The organism is Paenibacillus sp. YAF4_2 (assembly GCF_052113225.1).
In the GTDB taxonomy this organism is placed as follows: Bacteria; Bacillota; Bacilli; order Paenibacillales; family Paenibacillaceae; genus Pristimantibacillus.
In genome coordinates this window covers 247211-265212 of sequence record NZ_JBFRCT010000011.1, presented here as the reverse complement: position 1 = coordinate 265212, position 18002 = coordinate 247211, and the positions used below count along the sequence as shown (strand labels likewise).

Below are 18002 nucleotides of genomic sequence, written 5' to 3'. Positions count from 1 at the left end.
ATGCAAGAAGGCGGCAAGGGCGGCAAAGGATTTGGCGGYGGTGGCGGCCAAATGCAAGAAGGCGGCAAGGGCGGCAAAGGATTTGGCGGCGGTGGCGGCCAAATGCAAGAAGGCGGCAAGGGCGGCAAAGGATTTGGCGGCGGTGGCGGCCAAATGCAAGAAGGCGGCAAGGGCGGCAAAGGATTTGGTGGCGGTGGCGGCCAAATGCAAGAAGGCGGCAAGGGTGGCAAAGGATTTGGCGGTGGCGGTACAGGCGGTGGCACTGGCGGCGGTGGAAACAACATTGCGCCGAACAATCAGGCACCAAATGCTGCACCTAAATCAGCAAACCCAGCGCCAAACAAAGCACCAGGCGAGAATTCGGCACCTAATCTCCGTTAAGCTATTGCTTACGGAACGATTGTATAGAGGGTTGTCCACGAGTTGGACAGCCCTTTCAAAATTTTTTTCAAATACCCCTTTACAAGTGGCTTTAAATAAAGTATCTTTAAATTAAGATAAACGAAAGCGAGGCGGGCCAATGGAAAAAGAAAAAGATGAATCACTGGATCTTTACATCGCGCTTGCCAGAGCAAGCCAATGGGTGAATGCTCATGCTGATCGTGACATCCGTAAGCATGGCCTTAACCGGACCGAATTCGGGGTACTCGAACTGCTCTATCATAAAGGTCCGCAGCCATTACAGCAGATTGGCGAGAAGGTATTGATGAGCAGCGGCAACATCACTTATGTGATTGATAAGCTGGAGAAGAAAGGTTATGTCTGTCGCAGAGCTTCAACAGAGGATCGACGGCTCATATACGCCGAAGTGACGGACGCGGGCACCCAATTTATCGAAGAAGTTTTCCCTCAACATACCCTTATTATTGATCAGGCGGTTGGAGGGCTGACAGTCGAAGAGAAGCAGGCAGCAAGTGCGCTTCTTAAGAAGTTAGGCAAGTTTGCACAGACGACCTTCAAGTAGGAATGATGATGGTCGTAATAATCATACAGCATGGTATACCCTATATCTTAATTTAAAGATTCTTAAAAAATTCAAAACAACTATTAGGAGAGTGGAATTTATGACAACCAACCAACGTACAGCAGGGATTCATCATATTACAGCATTTGTGAAAAACCCTCAGGTAACAACTGACTTTTACGCAGGGGTACTTGGTCTAAGACTGGTGAAAAAAACAATCAACTTCGACGCACCGGAAGTGTACCATCTGTACTTCGGCGATGAAGTCGGCAGCCCAGGCACAATTATTACGTTCTTCCCTTGGGAAAACTCTCGTAAAGGCGTAGTTGGCGGCGGGCAAGTTGGCTACACCACTTATGTTGTTCCGGAAGGTACGCTTGGCTTCTGGAGAGAACGCCTTTTGAAATTCTCGATCGAGTTCCAGGAAACCTCGCGTTTTGGCGAGCAGTACCTGCAATTCGCTGATCCGGACGGCTTGCTTGTAGAACTGGTGGCGCGTGAAGACGGTCCAAGAAGCACATGGTCGTTTGGCGGTGTATCCGCTGAGCATGCAATCAAAGGGTTTGGCGGCGCGATTCTGTACAGCACAAATCCAGCCGCAACTGCACAACTGCTAGAGTATGTAATGGGTCTGTCGAAAGTTGATGAAGAGAATGGCTTAGCTCGTTTCCAATCGTTTGGTGAACTGGGCAATATCATCGATGTGAATACGGAACCAATGGCGGCTGGCCATGGCGGCCACGGCACCGTCCACCATATCGCTTGGAGAGCGAAAGACGATGCTGAGCATGTGGCTTGGCAGCAGCATGTAGCAGAGAATGGCTTCCAGCCAACCCCGATTGTGGACCGTCAATACTTCAACGCGATCTACTTCCGTGAGCAAGGCGGTATCCTATTCGAGATCGCGACTGATCCTCCAGGCTTTGCACGTGACGAAGAAGTCGAGCATCTTGGAGAAAAACTGATGCTGCCAGCATGGTACGAACAACATCGTGATAGCATTCAACAGCTGCTTACACCGTTTGATGTACGGGTAATGGAACTGGATCGATAATACAGGGAAGAAAGAGGTTTATGCTTACGAAGCATGAATCATCACAACCGGTCAGGATATGGCCACTTGGGTGACAATTCATTTTAGGAGGAATAGAGATGAAACATATATTCAAACAAGGAACGAATCCGGCAGCGCCGGTCCTCGTTCTCTTCCATGGCACTGGCGGAACAGAGCATGATTTGCTGCCACTTGCAGCAGGCTTTTCACCGGAATCTTCCGTGCTCAGTATTCGAGGCAATGTATCGGAAAATGGCATGGCGCGGTATTTCCGCCGCCTTGCGGAAGGGGTATTTGATCTGGAGGATCTTGTATTCCGGACAAAGGAATTAAATGATTTTCTAGATGAGGCTGCAGCAGAATACGGATTTGACCGGCACAATCTGGTAGCTATCGGATATTCCAACGGAGCGAATATTGCAGGCAGTCTGCTCTTCCACTATAAAGACTCGCTTCGTGGTGCCATTCTGCATCATCCGATGGTTCCGATTCGCGGCCTAGAGCTGCCGGATCTATCCGGAGTACCTGTATTTATCGGGGCTGGTGTTAATGATCCAATCTGCTCGGCAGAGGAGTCGAATGAGCTTGAAGGGCTGCTAAGCGGTGCCGGTGCATTTGTTGCCGTTCATTGGGAGCAGTTCGGTCATCAGCTTACACGTACCGAGGTAGCAGCAGCTGCAGCTTGGTATAAAGAGCAGTTTCAATAAGAGAGAGGTGGCGGGAACATGATTCGTATTGATGCAGAAGAAATAAGTGAGCGGGATAATTACAAGCTGCTTACAGGCACGATAATTCCAAGGCCTATTGCCTTGGTCACGACATTGTCGGAGGATGGCGTACTTAACGCAGCCCCGTTTAGTTATTTCAATATCATTACGGCAGACCCACCGCTGATCTCTGTTTCTGTGCAGCGTAAAAAAGGTATCCCGAAGGATACCTCTCGTCATGCAGTCGCACGTGGACAATTTGTCGTCCACATTGCAGATGAAGCCTATGTGCAGCAGCTCAATGTCACAGCGGCTAGCTTGCCGCCGGAAGAGAGCGAGGTTGCTCTTGCAGGACTTACTGCGGTTTCTAGTGAACACATCTCGGTTCCAGGTATTGCAGAAGCCAAAGTCCGGATGGAATGCATTCTGGAGCAGGTAATCCCGCTCGGAGGTACGGCAGAAGCACCTGCCTGTGACCTTTTGATCGGCCGTGTCGTCAGCTATCATCTCGATGAATCCATTTGTGATGAACGGAATCATATCGATGCGGCTGCACTCCAGCCAGTAAGCCGGCTGGCAGGTGCATCTTATGCGAAGCTTGGCGAGCTGTTCGAAGTAGAAAGACCCTCGTAATTACTCGCCTTGCTGTTCGAACCGTTTAATAATCTCAACGATAACCTGAACTGATTTGACCATATTATCGACAGACACATACTCGAATTTACCGTGGTAATTCTCGCCGCCGGTAAAAATATTCGGAGTAGGCAGTCCCATATAGGATAACTGAGAGCCGTCTGTACCGCCGCGGATCGGCTTAATGATCGGTTTGATATCCAGGCTCTTCATTGCGTCGCGGGCTATTTCGACGATTTGGAAGACCGGCTCGATTTTGTCGCGCATGTTGTAGTACTGATCCTTCAGCTCAAGAACGATGCTATTCGGGCCATGAATGGCTTTCATTTCATCGACGATCGCCGAGATATTCGCCTTACGCGCTTCAAACTTTTCACGGTCGTGGTCACGGATGATATAGGACATCTTCGTCTGCTCAACATCACCTTGCAATGTATTCAGGTGGTAGAAGCCTTCATAGCCTTCCGTATGCTCAGGTGCTTCATTTACTGGGAGCCGGCTGTTCAGGTCCATAGCGATTTTCATGGAGTTGACCATTTTACCTTTGGCTGTGCCGGGATGCACATTCGTGCCATTAACCGTGATCTTGGCTGCTGCCGCGTTGAAGCTCTCGTATTCCAGCTCACCAAGCGGACCGCCGTCAACAGTGTAAGCGTACTTAGCGCCGAAGGCTTCTACATCGAAGCGATGAGGGCCGCGGCCGATCTCTTCGTCCGGCGTGAACGCTACGCGGATTTTGCCATGCTTGATGTCCGGATTTGCAATCAGGTAAGCCATAGCCGTCATGATCTCGGCAATACCGGCTTTATTGTCGGCGCCAAGCAGTGTTGTGCCGTCTGTAGTCATGAGCGTATGGCCTTTGTATTGGTTGAGCTCAGGGAAGTCCCTCGTTGACAAAACGACACCAAGCGATTCGTTCAGTGTAATGTCGCCGCCTTCGTATTCGACGAGCTGCGGCTTTACATTTTTACCGGTAAAATCAGTAGCTGTATCTACATGGGCGAGGAATCCGATCGTCGGAACCTGTTTATCTGAGTTTGCAGGCAAAGTTGCCATTACATAACCATTCGGATCCATTGTTACGTCTTCCATCCCGATGGCTTTCAGCTCATCTACGAGCTGGTTAGCAAGGGTAAGCTGACCGGGCGTAGAGGGGCAGGTGTCGCTCTCCTCATTAGATTGGGTATCTACGATGACATAAGAGGTCAGTCGTTTAATAATTTCTTCTTTCATTTAGATCCAGCTCCCTTCACAATAACTTGCCTATGCAATCATTATAAAGGAGAGAAAGGAAGAAATCGAATGCTGGCCTTAATGCAAAATGGCTGCTCCTGACGGTCGTATCGACCAGAGGAGCAGCCATTTTGAGTTATTCAATGATGCGCTTTACGCCGCTTACACGCTAAGCAGCTGCTCGGTCAGTTGGTTCGCAGCCTTGGCGTTGGACACGGCATGTTGATCGGCGTAGTCGAACACTTTCACAACCGTACCGTAAATCCGTTCGACGCAGCTTCGGGCGTAGGATGGGGAGTTGTTATTAAGCTCGGCCGCGGTGACGATGATGCCGCCAGCGTTAAGCACGTAGTCCGGCGCGTAAAAAATGCCCCGTCTGTGCAGCTCATCGCCATGCCGATCCTCCGCCAACTGATTATTAGCCGCTCCGGCAATAATTTTGCATTGGAAACCTGGGATCGTCTTGTCGTTAATGATGCCTCCAAGTGCACAAGGGGAATAAATATCGCAAAGCTCCTGTGTAATCTGCTGGACACTTACTGCCCGCGCCCCGTATTGCTGGACAGCCTTCTGGACAAGCTCCTCATTCAAATCCGATACAACCAGCTTTGCTCCCGATAGAGCCAGGTAATGGCAGAGGAACATACCAACCTTCCCAAGCCCTTGAACCGCGACTACTTTACCGGACAAGCTTTCTGAACCGTCTACCTTCTTGAGCGAGGCTCTCATTCCCAAAAACACGCCGTAAGCTGTCATGTCGGCTGTGAAGGTGCCATAAGCTCCAAGCGAGCCGGATACATCGGTCACATGCCGAGTTTCTTTAGCAACCCAATCCATATCAGTGGATGTTGTACCCACATCCATCCCGGTCACATACTCGCCTTGCAGCCGATCGATAAACTGTCCAAGAGCGCGGAATAAGCGTTCATTCTTATGCCTTGCTGGATCCCCGATAATAACGGCCTTGCCGCCGCCGAAGGGCAGCTCCGCCATAGCTGATTTATACGTCATCCCCCGTGCGAGGCGAACAGCATCTTTAACAGCATCCTCGACGGAAGGGTAGTTCCACATTCTGCAGCCCCCAAGTGCGGGGCCAAGCTTTGTATTATGGATTGCAATTATTGCGGTTAGTCCGCTCTGTACATCCTGGATTACCTCCAGGCGCTCATAGTCATCAAGGCTCATCAAGCTCCGCAAATCCATAAAAAATCCCCCTTAACAGGCATCTGTCATTCCGGCAGCATTGTATTACCGTTGTATTCAACAGCAATAGCCGATGACACAGGATGTCTGAGTAAGGGGGGCGATTATTTTTCTATTTAAATGATTAAACCGTTGATCTGCGGATCAGCAGATAAGAAATGATGGCGAAGCATAGGGCAAACGGCAGAAACCATAGCGACAGCTCGAATGCCGTAATGTCCTTCAGCCAATTCCAGATCGGATCCCACCAGTCGTTAAGCGTGGAGAGAACAACAAGAATGGTTGTCACGACCATTGCGGCCAAACTGGTAATAAACAATCCGATTGCTCTGAATTTTCGGAAAATACTTCCGATCAATAAGCCCGACAAGAACAGAGTCAGAAGAAGCACGAAATCGGTTAGAAACTCCTGAGCGATATTGCCGTCAGAGAGGAACGGAAGACTGAAGAAATGAAGCTGCACACCCCAGTAGTTAGTTGCTTCCTCAATGCCAGACAACAACATTAGAATTAGAGTCCAGACTAGGCTAGAGAGCAGGACATTCAAGACGGTTCCTATAAAATAATCGATTCTCCGGACGCTGAAGCTGATGGCAAACGGAAAGGTCTGTGGCATGACGATAATACCAAGGACTAACATATAGATGAAGATCGACGATAAGCCGCCGGTATAAATCTCAACTCCGCTTCCATAGCCGATAATCAGATTTACGATAAAGCTGGATGCAAGAATGCCGGCAGGGACAGTCATCCAGGCATGTTTGTCGCGGTTATGAAGCTTTATCACATTCGTGATTCGATTCATGATCGGGAGCCCCCTTTGGTCTCAAGTTTCTTATTCGTTAGCTGCACGACCAGCTGTTGTAAGGATACGGAAGCGATTTGCAGCCCAAGAGATTCTGCCTTTTTCCGGTCGGTACCGGTCAGCCTCTCGAACACACCTGCTGTCAGCAGAGCGCCAAATGGCTCGCGTGAAATGACCATTTTTCCTTGGATGAAGCTTTCCACTGCACTTGCCGTACCAGCCACCGTATAGGCTGATCCGCGCAGCTCCTCAGCATCTTCATTAATTAGAATCTTCCCGCCTTCGATGACGATAATATGCTCCAGCATACGGCTTACTTCATCAATGAGATGAGTAGACAATACTATCGTACGCGGATATTCGGAATAGTCCTCAATCAGCCGGTCATAGAACAGTGCTCTGTTAACGGCGTCTAAACCAAGATACGGCTCATCAAAAATAGTGAGTGGCGCGCGGCTGGCAAGCCCGACGATAATACCAACGGAGGAATGCATACCGCGGGACAGCTTTTTCATTCTGCGCTTCAGAGGCAGCTGAAAGTCCTTCACCAGCGAGTTCGCATATTCCTTATCCCAATTCGGGAAGAGGGAAGCGGACAGCTCAAGCACATCCTTGACCATGTAGTTATCCGGGTATTTCAGGCTCTCTTTGATGAAGCAGATCTGACTGAGCACCTTTGCGTTCTCATAGGGCTCTTCCCCGAATACTTTCAACTCGCCGCTTGTTGCGAACAACTGGGCCGTAATCATATGCATAATCGTTGTTTTGCCGGCGCCGTTTCTTCCGAGTAGCCCGTAAATCTTATCCGGCTCAAGCGTGAACGAAACTTCGTTCACAGCGGTCACTTTTCCATAGGACTTGGTTAACTGCTTCACTTCTACAACATGGTTTGTCATTTGGCATCCCCTCTCCGAATCATATCTGTTAGTTGATCTGCTGATATTCCCAGCTTCTCGGCTTCCCGCAGCATCGTCACCACGTATTGCTCGAAAAATTGCTCCTTGCGTTTCTCGACCAGTACGGCGCGGGCACCTGTAGCTACAAACATTCCAATCCCTCTTTTCTTATACAGGATTCCTTCGTCCACCAGCAGGTTAACGCCTTTCGCGGCAGTTGCAGGGTTAATCTGATAAAAGGAGGCGAACTCGTTCTTTGAAGGTACTTGTGATTCTTCAGGCAGTCGTCCTTGGATGATGTCATCTTCAATTCGTTCGGCAATTTGTACGAAGATGGGACGGCTGTCATCGATGATTAGAGTCATACGTTAACATCACCTCTCACAACCTAACTGGTTGATTACTCGTGTAACCAACTATACAAGAATAAATAATAAGAGTCAATGGGCCGCACGCAAAAAAAAAAAGCAGGCCGCCTGTACGTGACAGACAACCTGCTTCTAGAGCCTATTAAGTAGCTTCGTTAATCTTGTTCATCAGTGATTGCACTTGTTTACGGAGAGCGATGAGCTCCTCCGATTCAATATCGGTTCCTGCATACAACCGGCCTGGAACGCATTCAGCCTGCTTGCGGAGTTCATGTCCCTTCTCCGTCAAACGAACAATTAAGTGCCGTTCATCGGACTTGTCACGGGCCCTTGTCAACAGTCCCATGGACTCCAGCTTCTTCAGCAGGGGAGTAAGTGTGCCGGAATCCAGCAGCAGCTTTGCTCCAAGCTCCTTTACTGAGACATTATCCTGCTCCCATAGAGCAAGAAGCGTAATATATTGCGTATAGGTGAGGCCAAGCTCGGCAAGAATCGGGCGGTACAGCTTCGTAATTTCCCGCGAGCAAGCATAAAAGGCAAAGCAAATCTGATTATCGAGCTTCAGCAGTTCATCGCTGTTCACAGCTTGTCGAATCCTCCTTTTCGATCCGTATAGATCTATATAAATTGTATGCAATTAATTGGGTGATTGTATTGTAGCACCGCGCTTATAACGTGTCAAAAGAAAGAAAATGCCTTTGACAATCGCAACTATATTTTATACAATTTAATTAATAACAATTTATTCGAAGGGGATGTTCTGAAATGTCCTTATATGATATCGAGCTGAAGACGATTAAAGGTGAGAAGCAAACGCTTGCGCCGTACAAAGGCCAAGTGTTGCTGATTGTGAATACCGCGACCAAATGCGGATTTGCCCCGCAGTTCAAAGGCTTGCAGAAGCTGCATGATCATTACAAGGAGCAGGGCTTTGCTGTACTAGGCTTCCCAAGCGGTCAGTTTATGAACCAGGAGCTTGAGGATAATGCGGAGATCGCTGAGTCCTGCGAGCTGAACTTCGGCGTTAATTTCCCGCTGTATGCGAAGATTGATGTGAATGGCGATACCGCGCATCCATTGTTCCAGAAGCTTAAGAAGGATGCACGCGGGCTGCTTGGCTCACAGCGGATCAAGTGGAATTTCACGAAATTCCTCGTGAATAAAGAAGGCAAAGTCGTTAAACGGTTTGGTCCCAATGTTACGCCGGAGAAGATCAACAACGAGATCCAGACGCTGCTTGGCCAAAATTAATATACCCTAATCTGAAAAGCCAAGGTATGAATAACGTTGCATGCCTTGGCTTTTCCCATTTTCCCCGTTTAATAAGCAATGCCAACACGAGACCTTAAATAGGCATCGCTAAATAATTGCGAATAGACGAATGCCGCAGTATCACCTGTTGTAATCCTCTTCCCATCCTCCGGTAAATAACTTCCCTCTACCCGGTAACTGCCTTCGGATGGTCCGTCCGGCAAATAAGTCGGGCAGACCAATGTCCAATCCAGCACAGACCCCTCTAATAGACGCCATACATTATGATGTTCTTCCGCAGCTCTCGTGAGTGTTCTTCGTGATTCACTGGATTGATAGCGGAGCAGGCCAGGCTCCGTTCGGCTGTTTAGCACCCCCGCTGTTCCAATCGCCACGATTCGTTTGATCTCAAGTCTAATCATAGCCTCGATAATAAGGGGAATGCTTTGCGACAGCGTTGTTCCGCCATCCGTGCTTAAGCTACTAATGACCGCTTCAGAGCCTTGGAGCGTCTGGTGAACGGCATCGCTGTCGAGCACATTTCCTTCTACTATTTTTAAGCTGCTGCCGGCCAAATCTCTTAATTTATCTGGTATTCTAACGAGGACGGTGACGGTATGCCCCTCCTGAAGAGCACGCTCTATAATCAGTCTCCCGACCCGGCCTGTCCCTCCGAAAATAGCAATGTTCATTTCTTCACTCTCCATATATAATAGAATACGCATTAAAATTTTATCATAATTCCGCAACTTTCCAGTAACAAGCTGCGTTTAGAATTAGAGAACAGCAATCCTTGCAGGATATTTTTTTTGCCTATCGGCGTCCAGTATCTGTAAAAATTGTAACAATTAAATGGTTTTTTATTTAGGAGGAAGTAAGAAGATGATTCGGACTAGTGTTGCCAATTGGATGAAACCTATTCTATTAATGATGAGCCTATGGCTGATTGCCGCATGTTCCATTCCGGCAGATGCGAAGACGGTCAGCTTTTACGTCAACGGTGAAAAGGTGAAGCAGCCTCCCGCTGTGGATGTGGTCAATGGCCAACCTATGGTACCGGCCTCATTCCTAGAATCAACCTTTCAATCGAAGTTGGAGTGGACACTTAAAGATAAACAAAGCAGCGGAGTGTATTTCTCAGATAAAGTTGCTGTATTAATGTATCACGATGTATCGGAGACTCCAGATCCAACGGGAGCAGAATCAGCGATTTCAATTGATTCATTCAAGGAGCAAATGGAGCAACTGAAATCGGAAGGGTTCCACATCATCTCCATTGATCAATATGCTGATTTTATTGACAACAAGGGGAATGTTCCGGACAACGCCGTGCTGCTGACATTTGACGACGGCTATGAGAGCTTTTATAAGGAAGCTTATCCTATATTGAAAGAATACGCTTATCCTGCCGTGAATTTCGTTATCGTATCAGGTGCCGACAATCCTTCGAAGAAAGGCCGGCCTAAAATGACATGGGACCAAATGCGGGAAATGCAGAAGTCCGGCATGTCCTTCTATAATCATACATACGACAGCCACAAATACGGTGTGATGCGTGCTGACGGATTATCGAAGCCAGTGCTCACACGGCATCAATATTTGAAGAAAGAGAATCGTGTCGAGACAGATGAGGAATACCATACACGCGTAAAGACCGACTTGGAGAAAGCTGAGCAAAGTCTGAAAGCAGAGCTTGGAAACAAGCGAAGTATCATCGCTTTTCCATATGGAGCCTATAATGCAGAAGTGCTGGATATATTGAAGGAGGTTGGCATTACCTTATCCTTTACGGTCAAAGAAGGGATTAATGAACGAGGGCAGACGAACGGCTTCCGAGTGAATGGTTCCAGAGCGGGAGAGTCAACGAAGCAGCTGATGGAAAAGCTGAAGGCACTGACACTGGATCACGCCGCGGTTACCGTTCATGTAGATGGTCAGGAAGCATCGTTTAAGGAACAGCCGTTTAAAGGGCCAGACGGTGTCATGATTCCACTGAAGGAATACTGTAAGATGAAAGGCATGAAGCTGCATTGGAGCAAATTAAGGAAGCAGTATAAGATTACGGTTTAGGACAAAAGAGCCGCATTCCTATGGTCAATTGGACCTGGGGAATGCGGCTCTTTTTCATTGGCAATCCCTGTTGACGAGGATATTCCGTTTTAGGCGAAACAAATAATAATGGTACTCAGCCATATCATTCGACAGGATTCGATCAGGGGGAGATTTAAGGGGAGAATCTCAAGACCTAAAGAAAACACACCTGATATCCTAAGTTCACACATTGTAAGGGTTTGCAGTTTTCATGATAATAAGAACATAACAAACAAGGGGGATAAACAAATGGCTAAAATGAATATGAAGAGTGTTCTAGGTCTTGTTCTTGCAGGTTCCTTGGCGATTAGCTTGACAGCTTGCGGATCGAACAGCAATAACAACGGCAACAAAGAAAGCAATGCTCCTTCCAATAACGCAGGTGCAACTAATGCTGCTACAGAGAAACCAGCAAGCAACGAGAAAGTTACAATTACATTCCAAAACATTTACCCAGATCCAACTGATCCGAAAAACGGCATGATGAAAAAAATCGTATCCCAATACGAAACTGATCATCCTAACGTGAAGATCGAGCTGGACTCCCTGAATACGGACCAACAAAAACAAAAACTCAAAACACAAGCAGCTTCGCATGAAGTACCAGACATCACAATCGTTAACCCGGCAGCTCAAATGCAGCCGTATGTTGATGCAAAACTGTTTGCACCGCTGAACGACATGGTTGCGCAAAACGGCCTGAAAGATACATTCCAAGACGGCGTTCTTGACTTCTACACATTCGATAACAACCTGTACGCATTGCCAGATGGCAACAACATCGGCGTTGTTTACTACAATAAAGATTTGTTCCAGCAAGCAGGCATTACAAAAACGCCTGAAACATTCGAAGAAATGATCGCAGACGTTAAAACATTGAAAGCTAAAGGCATCCAGCCAATGGCAATCGGTGAAAAAGATACTTGGACGGGTTCGTTCCTGTTCATGAACATCCTGCTTCGCACAAACAGCGGCCCTGGCTTCCTGTCTGATGTTGTAGCTGGTAAGAAAACATTCGAAGATCCAGCATTCGTTGAAGCTGTAGACGCTATGCAAAACCTGATCCAAGCAGGCGCGTTCCAAGAAGGCGTTACATCGTTCGACTATAACGCTGGTGAGAACATCTTTAAAACGGGTAAAGCTGCAATGTACTACATGGGTTCGTGGGCAACTGGCGGTATCGAAACATCTGAAGCTCTGAAGGATAAAGTAGGCGTATTCAAATTCCCTACTGTAAACGGCAAAGGCGACCCTAACCAATTCATGCTTGCTCCAGGTTCCGCATTCGCGATCTCTGCAGACAGCAAACACCTGCAAGAAACTAAAGATTTCCTGAACTACTTCATGCTGAACTTCCCTAAAGAAGCATTCGCAGTTAAAGGTGCTGTAGGTCTTGCTCAAAAAGTTGACGGCGACTTCAAAGCTGCTGGCTACTCCGACATGGCGATTAGTGTACTGGACCTGTTCAAAGATGTTAAAGGCGGCGACCTGTCGTTCGATAACACAATGAACCCTGGTACTTCCCAAGGCCACTTGACTGCCCTTCAAAACATCTTCGTTCAGAAGAAAGATTCTGCTGAAGTTGCAAAAGAGCACCAAACGGCTTACGAAAGCAATAAATAAGCTTTAAACAACAGATGAAAGTATAAAAAGCTGCGCACGGTGCGAAAGGGGTTCTCTCCCAGGAACCCCTTTTGTACTGATGTTAAAAAAATAGCTAAAAGATAGGAGGGCACACGAGATGAACGTACTGAAGGTTTCGAAATTAACGATAGCGCTGTTCGTGCTGCCGTGTTTGATACTCTATGTCTGTCTGGTATTTGTTCCAATCATCGTTTCCTTATATACCAGCACACTTGATTGGAACGGGATCGGCGAATCGAAATTTATTGGTCTGGACAACTTCAACAAATTGTTATTCCATGATGCCGTATTTTGGCCAGCTGTACGCCATACCTTGATGTTTGCAGTATTTTCTATGCTTGAAATTCCAATCGCTTTGTTTGTCGCAATTTTACTTAGCCGCTTCGTCAAGAAGCCGAATTTCCTTGTATCCAGCTATTTTATGCCGGTAATTTTGTCGGTTGTTATTATCGGACAACTTTGGAAAACAATCTACAACCCTGCGTCCATGGGCGGAATGCTTAACCAGGTGCTTGACTGGGTAGGCCTTCACAGCTTGTCGCAGCAGTGGTTGACAGATCCAGATATCGCGATGTACAGCTTGTACTTCGTAGCTTTGTGGCAATACCTTGGTTATCATACTCTCATTCAGTTTACGGGTATTCAGAACATTCCGTCGGATATTTATGAAGCAGCCAAAATTGATGGCGCTGAAGGCTTGAAAGCTGACTGGCATATTACATTGCCAATGAACGTTCCGATCTTCAAAATCTCGATTGTCCTTGCCTTTATTGGCTCGCTTCAATCGTTCGACATGATTATGGTTATGACAGGCGGCGGTCCTGGTAACGCAACAGACGTTATCGCGACACATATGTACAGAATGTCAATCTTGTCGATGAAATATGGATACGGAAGTGCCATTGCAGCCATTCTGGTTGTAGTCTGTCTTGTCGCAACAGTGGTTATCAACTACGGATTCAACCGTCTGGAACGGAAATACACGTAATGAAGGAGGGATACGACCATGAGCCAAAGTACAACTACAGCAGTGTTGCCAAGAATTAAGCCACAAAGAAAGTTCTCGATCGGGAAAATATTGATGTGGATTCTTCTGGCAACTCTGATAGTCACCCAATTGTATCCGCTCTTGTGGCTGGCGATCTACTCGTTAAAGACTAACGAAGAAATTTTGTCCGGGCAATTTTTCGCTCTGCCGCATGTTCTACAGTGGAGCAACTATAGTGCTGCAATGGAGTCGGGCAATTACGTTAAATATCTGCTTAACAGCTTGAAAGTTACATTGATTACAATGGCTGGCGTTTTGTTCCTCAGCTCGCTTGTATCATTTGCCATCAGCCGCTTCAAGTGGAAATACGGTCAGACGGTTATGGTTATCTTCCTGATCGGGATGATGATCCCAATGCAGGCAACACTTTTACCACTGATGATTATCTTCAAGAACATGCATATTCTGAATACGCATTGGTCGCTTATTCTGCCTTACGTTGCATTCCAGACGCCAATTGCCGTATTTATTCTAAGCGGATTTATGAAGTCGATTCCTAATGAGATTGAAGAATCGGCAATCGTGGACGGAGCAGGCGTCTTCCGGATCTTCTGGAACATCATCCTGCCGGTATCGGTTCCGCCGATGATGACGGTATGTATTCTGACCTTCATTAACATTTGGAACGAGTACATCCTGGCAGCAACATTTATCTCGAGCGAACGATTGAAGACTTTACCTTTTGGGGTATACAGCTTCGTCAGCCAATACTCGGTAAACTACGGTGCGATCGGTGCATTCCTCGTACTTGGTGCATTGCCGGTTATCGTCATTTACTTCTTGCTCGCAGATAAGATTACAAAAGGTATGGTAGCAGGTGCGGTGAAGGGTTAATCCCCTTCCCGCTTTTTTGAATTTTAAGGAATTATAAATTTTTGCTATACGAAACGGTTGCGCGGCCAAAGGTCAGCGCAACCGTTTCGCCATGTGTTACAATGAGGGAATGAGCAAAAATCCAGAAAATTTTATGCTTACGAAGTAAGAATCATCACAAACGGCCGAAATAGGGCTCTTTTTGTGATAATTCTTTTAGGAGGATCAAAAGTTGGCGCGTTATCGTGGTATGCACTCTATACAGAATCGGTTGTTTTTATTGCTGTTTTCATCAATGATGACGCTGCTTATCTTGGTCAGCTTCCTCTATTATCAGAAGACAACTCAGATCATTCATTCGAAAATCAGTGATCTTGCGGAAAAGAACGTCTCCCAAACGGTAGGGTTATTTGATCTGCTTCTTGAGGGATATGACAGCGTGACCAAATCACTTAACAGTAATTATGAATTGACCAGACTGCTCAAGGAAGCAGACAATGAGAAGAATATAAGCGTCAGTGTCATGAATGAGCGGGCGATTACGAATATTATTGGAGCCGCATACTTTTCGCGAGATGATATTGTAGGCATCCATGTCATGACCAACGGCGGCAAGCTGTACAACTATGAACGACGCTTCGCCGGCCTGGTCAATCAGGATTACACGTCTGCTGATTGGTATAGCAAGCTTAAAAACTCAAAAGGCGAGATGGTATGGCTTGGCTTAACGAAAGGCTCGGTTATTAACAGCATGCTGCCAGAGCCTGTATTTGTATTTGGACGTCAGCTATATGATCTTAACAATTATAAGCCAGTTGGTATCGTCTTGATTGAGTCGGATCCAAATCCGATTCTATCCGCCTTATCTAACGCGTCGATCAGCCCAAACAGCCGGGTATTTATTGTTGATAAGAACAATAGCGTTATCGCATCAACGGATAAAAATCAGGATGATCTGTCGATGGAGCCAAATAGTGGGGAGCCGCAGGTGGTTCCTTCTTTTAATGGGCTGCCTAGACCAAAGGGTAATGAGATCGTTGTTGATAATAAGACGAATCAATTAATTGTTGCTGCCAAAACAGCTGTAGCGGAATGGACGGTATTCGGCTTGACACCAAAGGCAGACATTAGCGAAGAATTGGTGCAGACTAGATTGTATCTGCTGGCTGTCATTATCGCGGTCATCTTGTTATCGATTATGCTGGCAACCTTGATCTCGCGGAATATATCCTCTCCGCTGAAGCTCTTGATCAGAGAGATGAAGCAGGTGGAGCTGGGTAACTTTAGAGGTTCGGTGGACGTCAAATCATTCGAGGAGATCAACAGCCTGGTATCTTCCTTTAATCGAATGGTATTACGAATGGATGAGCTAATTGAACGCATAACCCTCTCCTCTATAAGTGAAAAGAACGCAGAGCTGCAGGCGCTCCAATCTCAGGTGAACCCGCATTTCCTGTACAATACGCTGGACATGATTTATTGGATGCTGGACGAGCGTGAGAATGATCGGCTGGGCAGGGTTATTTTATCATTGTCGCATATGTTCCGTTATAGTAGTGACTGGGAAGAAGCCTCGAAGACAACACTTCGCCAGGAGCTTGAGCAAATGCGACATTACATGACGATTATTGAGAATCGCCTTGTTGGCCGCGTAAGCACAGAGATTCAGGTGGACAATATGTGGCTCGATGCGATTATTCCAAAGATGACGATTCAGCCTGTTATTGAGAATGCGGTGAAGAGTGGCCTTGAACCGCTTGACCGTCCTGGACTTCTGCGGGTGTATACGGTGGCGGATGAAGAAGCTAATGAGCTGCGAATCGTCATTGAAGATAATGGAGTTGGCATAGAGGAAGGCGCCTTGAAAGAGCTGCAGACAATGCTGCAGCATTCGGGTCTTAACCGAAACTATCCTTTGCCGGAAGGCAAGGAAAGAAGAGGTATTGGCTTGCCAAATGTGCATCGTCGTATTGTGTTGATGTACGGTGAGCCTTATGGCATGCGGATTACAAGTGAATTAGGAACAGGGACGACGGTTATTATCGCAATACCGCTGCCTGCAAGAGGAGGTCAATCGGGCGATGAACATATTAATCGTGGATGACGAGACCGTCATACGGGACGGCATCCAGCGGACATTAAGTAATAAGTTTCCGGCTTACAGCACTTTTCTGGCTGTAAATGCCGAAGAGGCGGTTGCACAGCTGCGGAAGCAGCAAATTGATATTGTACTGACCGATATTTTGATGCCGGGGATGACGGGGCTTGAATTAATGAATTTGACTCGCACCATCTATCCACATGTGAAGTGGGTGGTGATCTCCGCTTACTCGGAATTCAGCTATGCACAAGAGGCGGTACGACTAGGGGCAAAGGATTATTTGCTGAAGCCGATTGGCAAGGAAGTGCTGGGCGAGATGATCGAGAAGATAAGCGGCGAGATTGAGCGCGAGCGGGAGCTTATGGAGGAAGCAGAGCTTCTGAAGATGAACCGCAACTATTTGCGGGAAGCGGTATTCCAGCGCTGGGCTCAAGGTCTTGATATCGGCCGCTTTGATATGACACCATTTATGGACAGCTATTCCAATTTTCATCTCATTATGGTGAAGATGGAGAGCGACAAGGTTGTTCAGCTTGAACATTTCATGATTGAGAACGTGCTTGGCGAATTGATTGAAAAGTATGGTCAAGGCTTCGTCACGATCTATGACAGCAAAAGTCTTCTTGGTCTGGTTACCCTTCCGGAGGGTGCGACAATGTCGGGTCTGCTGGAGGAGCTTCGTGCCCATCTGATCAAATATTTGCGTGTGCCGTTTCAAATTATGCATACGGACCTTATCAAGGATATTAATGCGGTACCAGGCGAGGTGCAGCGGATGCGCCAAGCCTCATCAACGGCAGTCTATGAGCATTATGCCAGCGGCAGCGATCAATCGATAGAGGTCGCGCTGCAATATATTCGTACGCATTACCACGCCGATCTGTCTCTGGAGAAGGTGGCGTCCATTGTTTATTTGAATCCGGTCTACTTCAGTCAGCTGTTCAAACAGAAGACCGGCGCAGGGTTCAAAGAATATGTCATCGGCCTTAGACTCGAACAGGCGAAGCAAATGCTGCTTAATCCGAAGCTGAAGCTCGCTGATGTTGCCGAGCGGATCGGCTATCAAGATATGCGTCACTTCTCCCAGCTGTTTCGTAAAAAGTATGGGGAGACACCTTCCGAGTTTCGACAGAGCCATCGAATGGATGGCGTAGAGAAGCAGCTTTAATCCGAACAATGATTGGATAGAAG

18 protein-coding genes and 1 pseudogene are annotated in these 18002 nt (G+C 47.2%); 12 read left to right on the top strand and 7 right to left on the bottom strand.

The window, feature by feature from the left end:
- The 5 genes and pseudogenes from AB4Y93_RS24395 to AB4Y93_RS24375 form a co-directional block, all read left to right on the top strand.
- A pseudogene (locus AB4Y93_RS24395) lies at window positions 1–381 on the top strand (peptidoglycan-binding domain-containing protein); the annotation flags it as partial.
- Between the two features lie 139 nt (window positions 382–520).
- Complete coding sequence (locus tag AB4Y93_RS24390; RefSeq protein ID WP_441895849.1) at window positions 521–964, top strand: MarR family winged helix-turn-helix transcriptional regulator; 444 nt, start codon at window positions 521–523, stop codon at window positions 962–964.
- Window positions 965–1064: 100 nt separating this feature from the next.
- The gene (locus tag AB4Y93_RS24385; RefSeq protein ID WP_441895847.1) at window positions 1065–2018 is read left to right on the top strand and encodes a VOC family protein; all 954 of its coding nucleotides are present in this window, start codon (window positions 1065–1067) and stop codon (window positions 2016–2018) included.
- A gap of 98 nt (window positions 2019–2116) precedes the next feature.
- Window positions 2117–2725 carry an alpha/beta hydrolase gene (locus tag AB4Y93_RS24380; RefSeq protein WP_441895845.1) on the top strand — a complete coding sequence of 203 codons (609 nt, stop codon included), beginning with the start codon at window positions 2117–2119 and terminating at the stop codon, window positions 2723–2725.
- Between the two features lie 18 nt (window positions 2726–2743).
- Complete coding sequence (locus AB4Y93_RS24375) at window positions 2744–3358, top strand: flavin reductase family protein (RefSeq protein WP_441895843.1); 615 nt, start codon at window positions 2744–2746, stop codon at window positions 3356–3358.
- Here AB4Y93_RS24375 and pepT read toward each other — a convergent pair whose 3' ends face one another.
- The 6 genes from pepT to AB4Y93_RS24345 form a co-directional block, all read right to left on the bottom strand.
- A complete protein-coding gene (gene pepT, locus AB4Y93_RS24370; protein ID WP_441895841.1) occupies window positions 3359–4591 on the bottom strand; it encodes a peptidase T in 1233 nt (410 codons plus the stop codon). It lies immediately after the preceding gene.
- Window positions 4592–4753: 162 nt separating this feature from the next.
- Window positions 4754–5794 (bottom strand): Glu/Leu/Phe/Val family dehydrogenase, encoded by a 1041-nt coding sequence (locus tag AB4Y93_RS24365; protein ID WP_441895839.1) that lies wholly within the window; start codon window positions 5792–5794, stop codon window positions 4754–4756.
- A gap of 124 nt (window positions 5795–5918) precedes the next feature.
- On the bottom strand, window positions 5919–6599 hold the full coding sequence (locus AB4Y93_RS24360) for a hypothetical protein (protein ID WP_441895837.1): 681 nt from the start codon (window positions 6597–6599) through the stop codon (window positions 5919–5921).
- Window positions 6596–7495: an ABC transporter ATP-binding protein gene (locus tag AB4Y93_RS24355; RefSeq protein ID WP_441895836.1), complete on the bottom strand. Its 900-nt coding sequence runs from the start codon at window positions 7493–7495 to the stop codon at window positions 6596–6598. The genes AB4Y93_RS24360 and AB4Y93_RS24355 overlap by 4 nt, the downstream gene beginning before the upstream one ends.
- Window positions 7492–7860: a GntR family transcriptional regulator gene (locus AB4Y93_RS24350; RefSeq protein ID WP_167281118.1), complete on the bottom strand. Its 369-nt coding sequence runs from the start codon at window positions 7858–7860 to the stop codon at window positions 7492–7494. The genes AB4Y93_RS24355 and AB4Y93_RS24350 overlap by 4 nt, the downstream gene beginning before the upstream one ends.
- 145 nt (window positions 7861–8005) lie before the next feature.
- Window positions 8006–8446, bottom strand: a complete 441-nt coding sequence (locus AB4Y93_RS24345; RefSeq protein WP_441895833.1) for a MarR family winged helix-turn-helix transcriptional regulator — start codon at window positions 8444–8446, stop codon at window positions 8006–8008.
- 182 nt (window positions 8447–8628) lie between these two features.
- Between AB4Y93_RS24345 and AB4Y93_RS24340 the strand changes: the two genes are divergently transcribed.
- Window positions 8629–9114 carry a glutathione peroxidase gene (locus tag AB4Y93_RS24340; protein WP_441895831.1) on the top strand — a complete coding sequence of 162 codons (486 nt, stop codon included), beginning with the start codon at window positions 8629–8631 and terminating at the stop codon, window positions 9112–9114.
- A gap of 68 nt (window positions 9115–9182) precedes the next feature.
- Here the strand turns inward: AB4Y93_RS24340 and AB4Y93_RS24335 are convergent, their stop codons facing one another.
- Window positions 9183–9806, bottom strand: a complete 624-nt coding sequence (locus AB4Y93_RS24335) for an NAD(P)-dependent oxidoreductase (RefSeq protein ID WP_441895830.1) — start codon at window positions 9804–9806, stop codon at window positions 9183–9185.
- A gap of 190 nt (window positions 9807–9996) precedes the next feature.
- On the opposite strand from AB4Y93_RS24335, the gene AB4Y93_RS24330 reads away from it, so the two are divergent.
- The 6 genes from AB4Y93_RS24330 (at window position 9997) to AB4Y93_RS24305 (ending at window position 17979) form a co-directional block, all read left to right on the top strand.
- Entirely contained in the window at window positions 9997–11184 is a 1188-nt protein-coding gene (locus AB4Y93_RS24330; RefSeq protein WP_441895829.1) for a polysaccharide deacetylase family protein, read from the top strand.
- A 270-nt stretch (window positions 11185–11454) separates the two neighbouring features.
- Window positions 11455–12828, top strand: coding sequence for an extracellular solute-binding protein (locus AB4Y93_RS24325; RefSeq protein WP_441895827.1), 1374 nt, complete (start codon window positions 11455–11457; stop codon window positions 12826–12828).
- Between the two features lie 118 nt (window positions 12829–12946).
- Entirely contained in the window at window positions 12947–13837 is an 891-nt protein-coding gene (locus AB4Y93_RS24320; RefSeq protein WP_441895826.1) for a carbohydrate ABC transporter permease, read from the top strand.
- A 93-nt stretch (window positions 13838–13930) separates the two neighbouring features.
- Complete coding sequence (locus tag AB4Y93_RS24315) at window positions 13931–14731, top strand: carbohydrate ABC transporter permease (protein WP_441895871.1); 801 nt, start codon at window positions 13931–13933, stop codon at window positions 14729–14731.
- A 211-nt stretch (window positions 14732–14942) separates the two neighbouring features.
- The gene (locus AB4Y93_RS24310; protein ID WP_441895824.1) at window positions 14943–16814 is read left to right on the top strand and encodes a sensor histidine kinase; all 1872 of its coding nucleotides are present in this window, start codon (window positions 14943–14945) and stop codon (window positions 16812–16814) included.
- Entirely contained in the window at window positions 16792–17979 is a 1188-nt protein-coding gene (locus tag AB4Y93_RS24305; protein ID WP_441895822.1) for a response regulator transcription factor, read from the top strand. Before AB4Y93_RS24310 ends, AB4Y93_RS24305 begins: the two co-directional genes overlap by 23 nt.
- Window positions 17980–18002 lie beyond the last annotated feature (23 nt).

Bases quoted from the DNA above. Each gene is read 5' to 3' on its own strand.
- AB4Y93_RS24390 (WP_441895849.1), top strand. From the start codon at position 521: ATGGAAAAAGAAAAAGATGAATCACTGGATCTTTACATCGCGCTTGCC.
- AB4Y93_RS24340 (WP_441895831.1), top strand. From the start codon at position 8,629: ATGTCCTTATATGATATCGAGCTGAAGACGATTAAAGGTGAGAAGCAA.
- pepT (WP_441895841.1), bottom strand. From the start codon at position 4,591: ATGAAAGAAGAAATTATTAAACGACTGACCTCTTATGTCATCGTAGAT.
- AB4Y93_RS24380 (WP_441895845.1), top strand. From the start codon at position 2,117: ATGAAACATATATTCAAACAAGGAACGAATCCGGCAGCGCCGGTCCTC.
- AB4Y93_RS24315 (WP_441895871.1), top strand. From the start codon at position 13,931: ATGTGGATTCTTCTGGCAACTCTGATAGTCACCCAATTGTATCCGCTC.
- AB4Y93_RS24360 (WP_441895837.1), bottom strand. From the start codon at position 6,599: ATGAATCGAATCACGAATGTGATAAAGCTTCATAACCGCGACAAACAT.
- AB4Y93_RS24320 (WP_441895826.1), top strand. From the start codon at position 12,947: ATGAACGTACTGAAGGTTTCGAAATTAACGATAGCGCTGTTCGTGCTG.
- AB4Y93_RS24375 (WP_441895843.1), top strand. From the start codon at position 2,744: ATGATTCGTATTGATGCAGAAGAAATAAGTGAGCGGGATAATTACAAG.
- AB4Y93_RS24385 (WP_441895847.1), top strand. From the start codon at position 1,065: ATGACAACCAACCAACGTACAGCAGGGATTCATCATATTACAGCATTT.
- AB4Y93_RS24350 (WP_167281118.1), bottom strand. From the start codon at position 7,860: ATGACTCTAATCATCGATGACAGCCGTCCCATCTTCGTACAAATTGCC.
- AB4Y93_RS24335 (WP_441895830.1), bottom strand. From the start codon at position 9,806: ATGAACATTGCTATTTTCGGAGGGACAGGCCGGGTCGGGAGACTGATT.
- AB4Y93_RS24355 (WP_441895836.1), bottom strand. From the start codon at position 7,495: ATGACAAACCATGTTGTAGAAGTGAAGCAGTTAACCAAGTCCTATGGA.
- AB4Y93_RS24330 (WP_441895829.1), top strand. From the start codon at position 9,997: ATGATTCGGACTAGTGTTGCCAATTGGATGAAACCTATTCTATTAATG.
- AB4Y93_RS24305 (WP_441895822.1), top strand. From the start codon at position 16,792: ATGAACATATTAATCGTGGATGACGAGACCGTCATACGGGACGGCATC.
- AB4Y93_RS24365 (WP_441895839.1), bottom strand. From the start codon at position 5,794: ATGGATTTGCGGAGCTTGATGAGCCTTGATGACTATGAGCGCCTGGAG.
- AB4Y93_RS24325 (WP_441895827.1), top strand. From the start codon at position 11,455: ATGGCTAAAATGAATATGAAGAGTGTTCTAGGTCTTGTTCTTGCAGGT.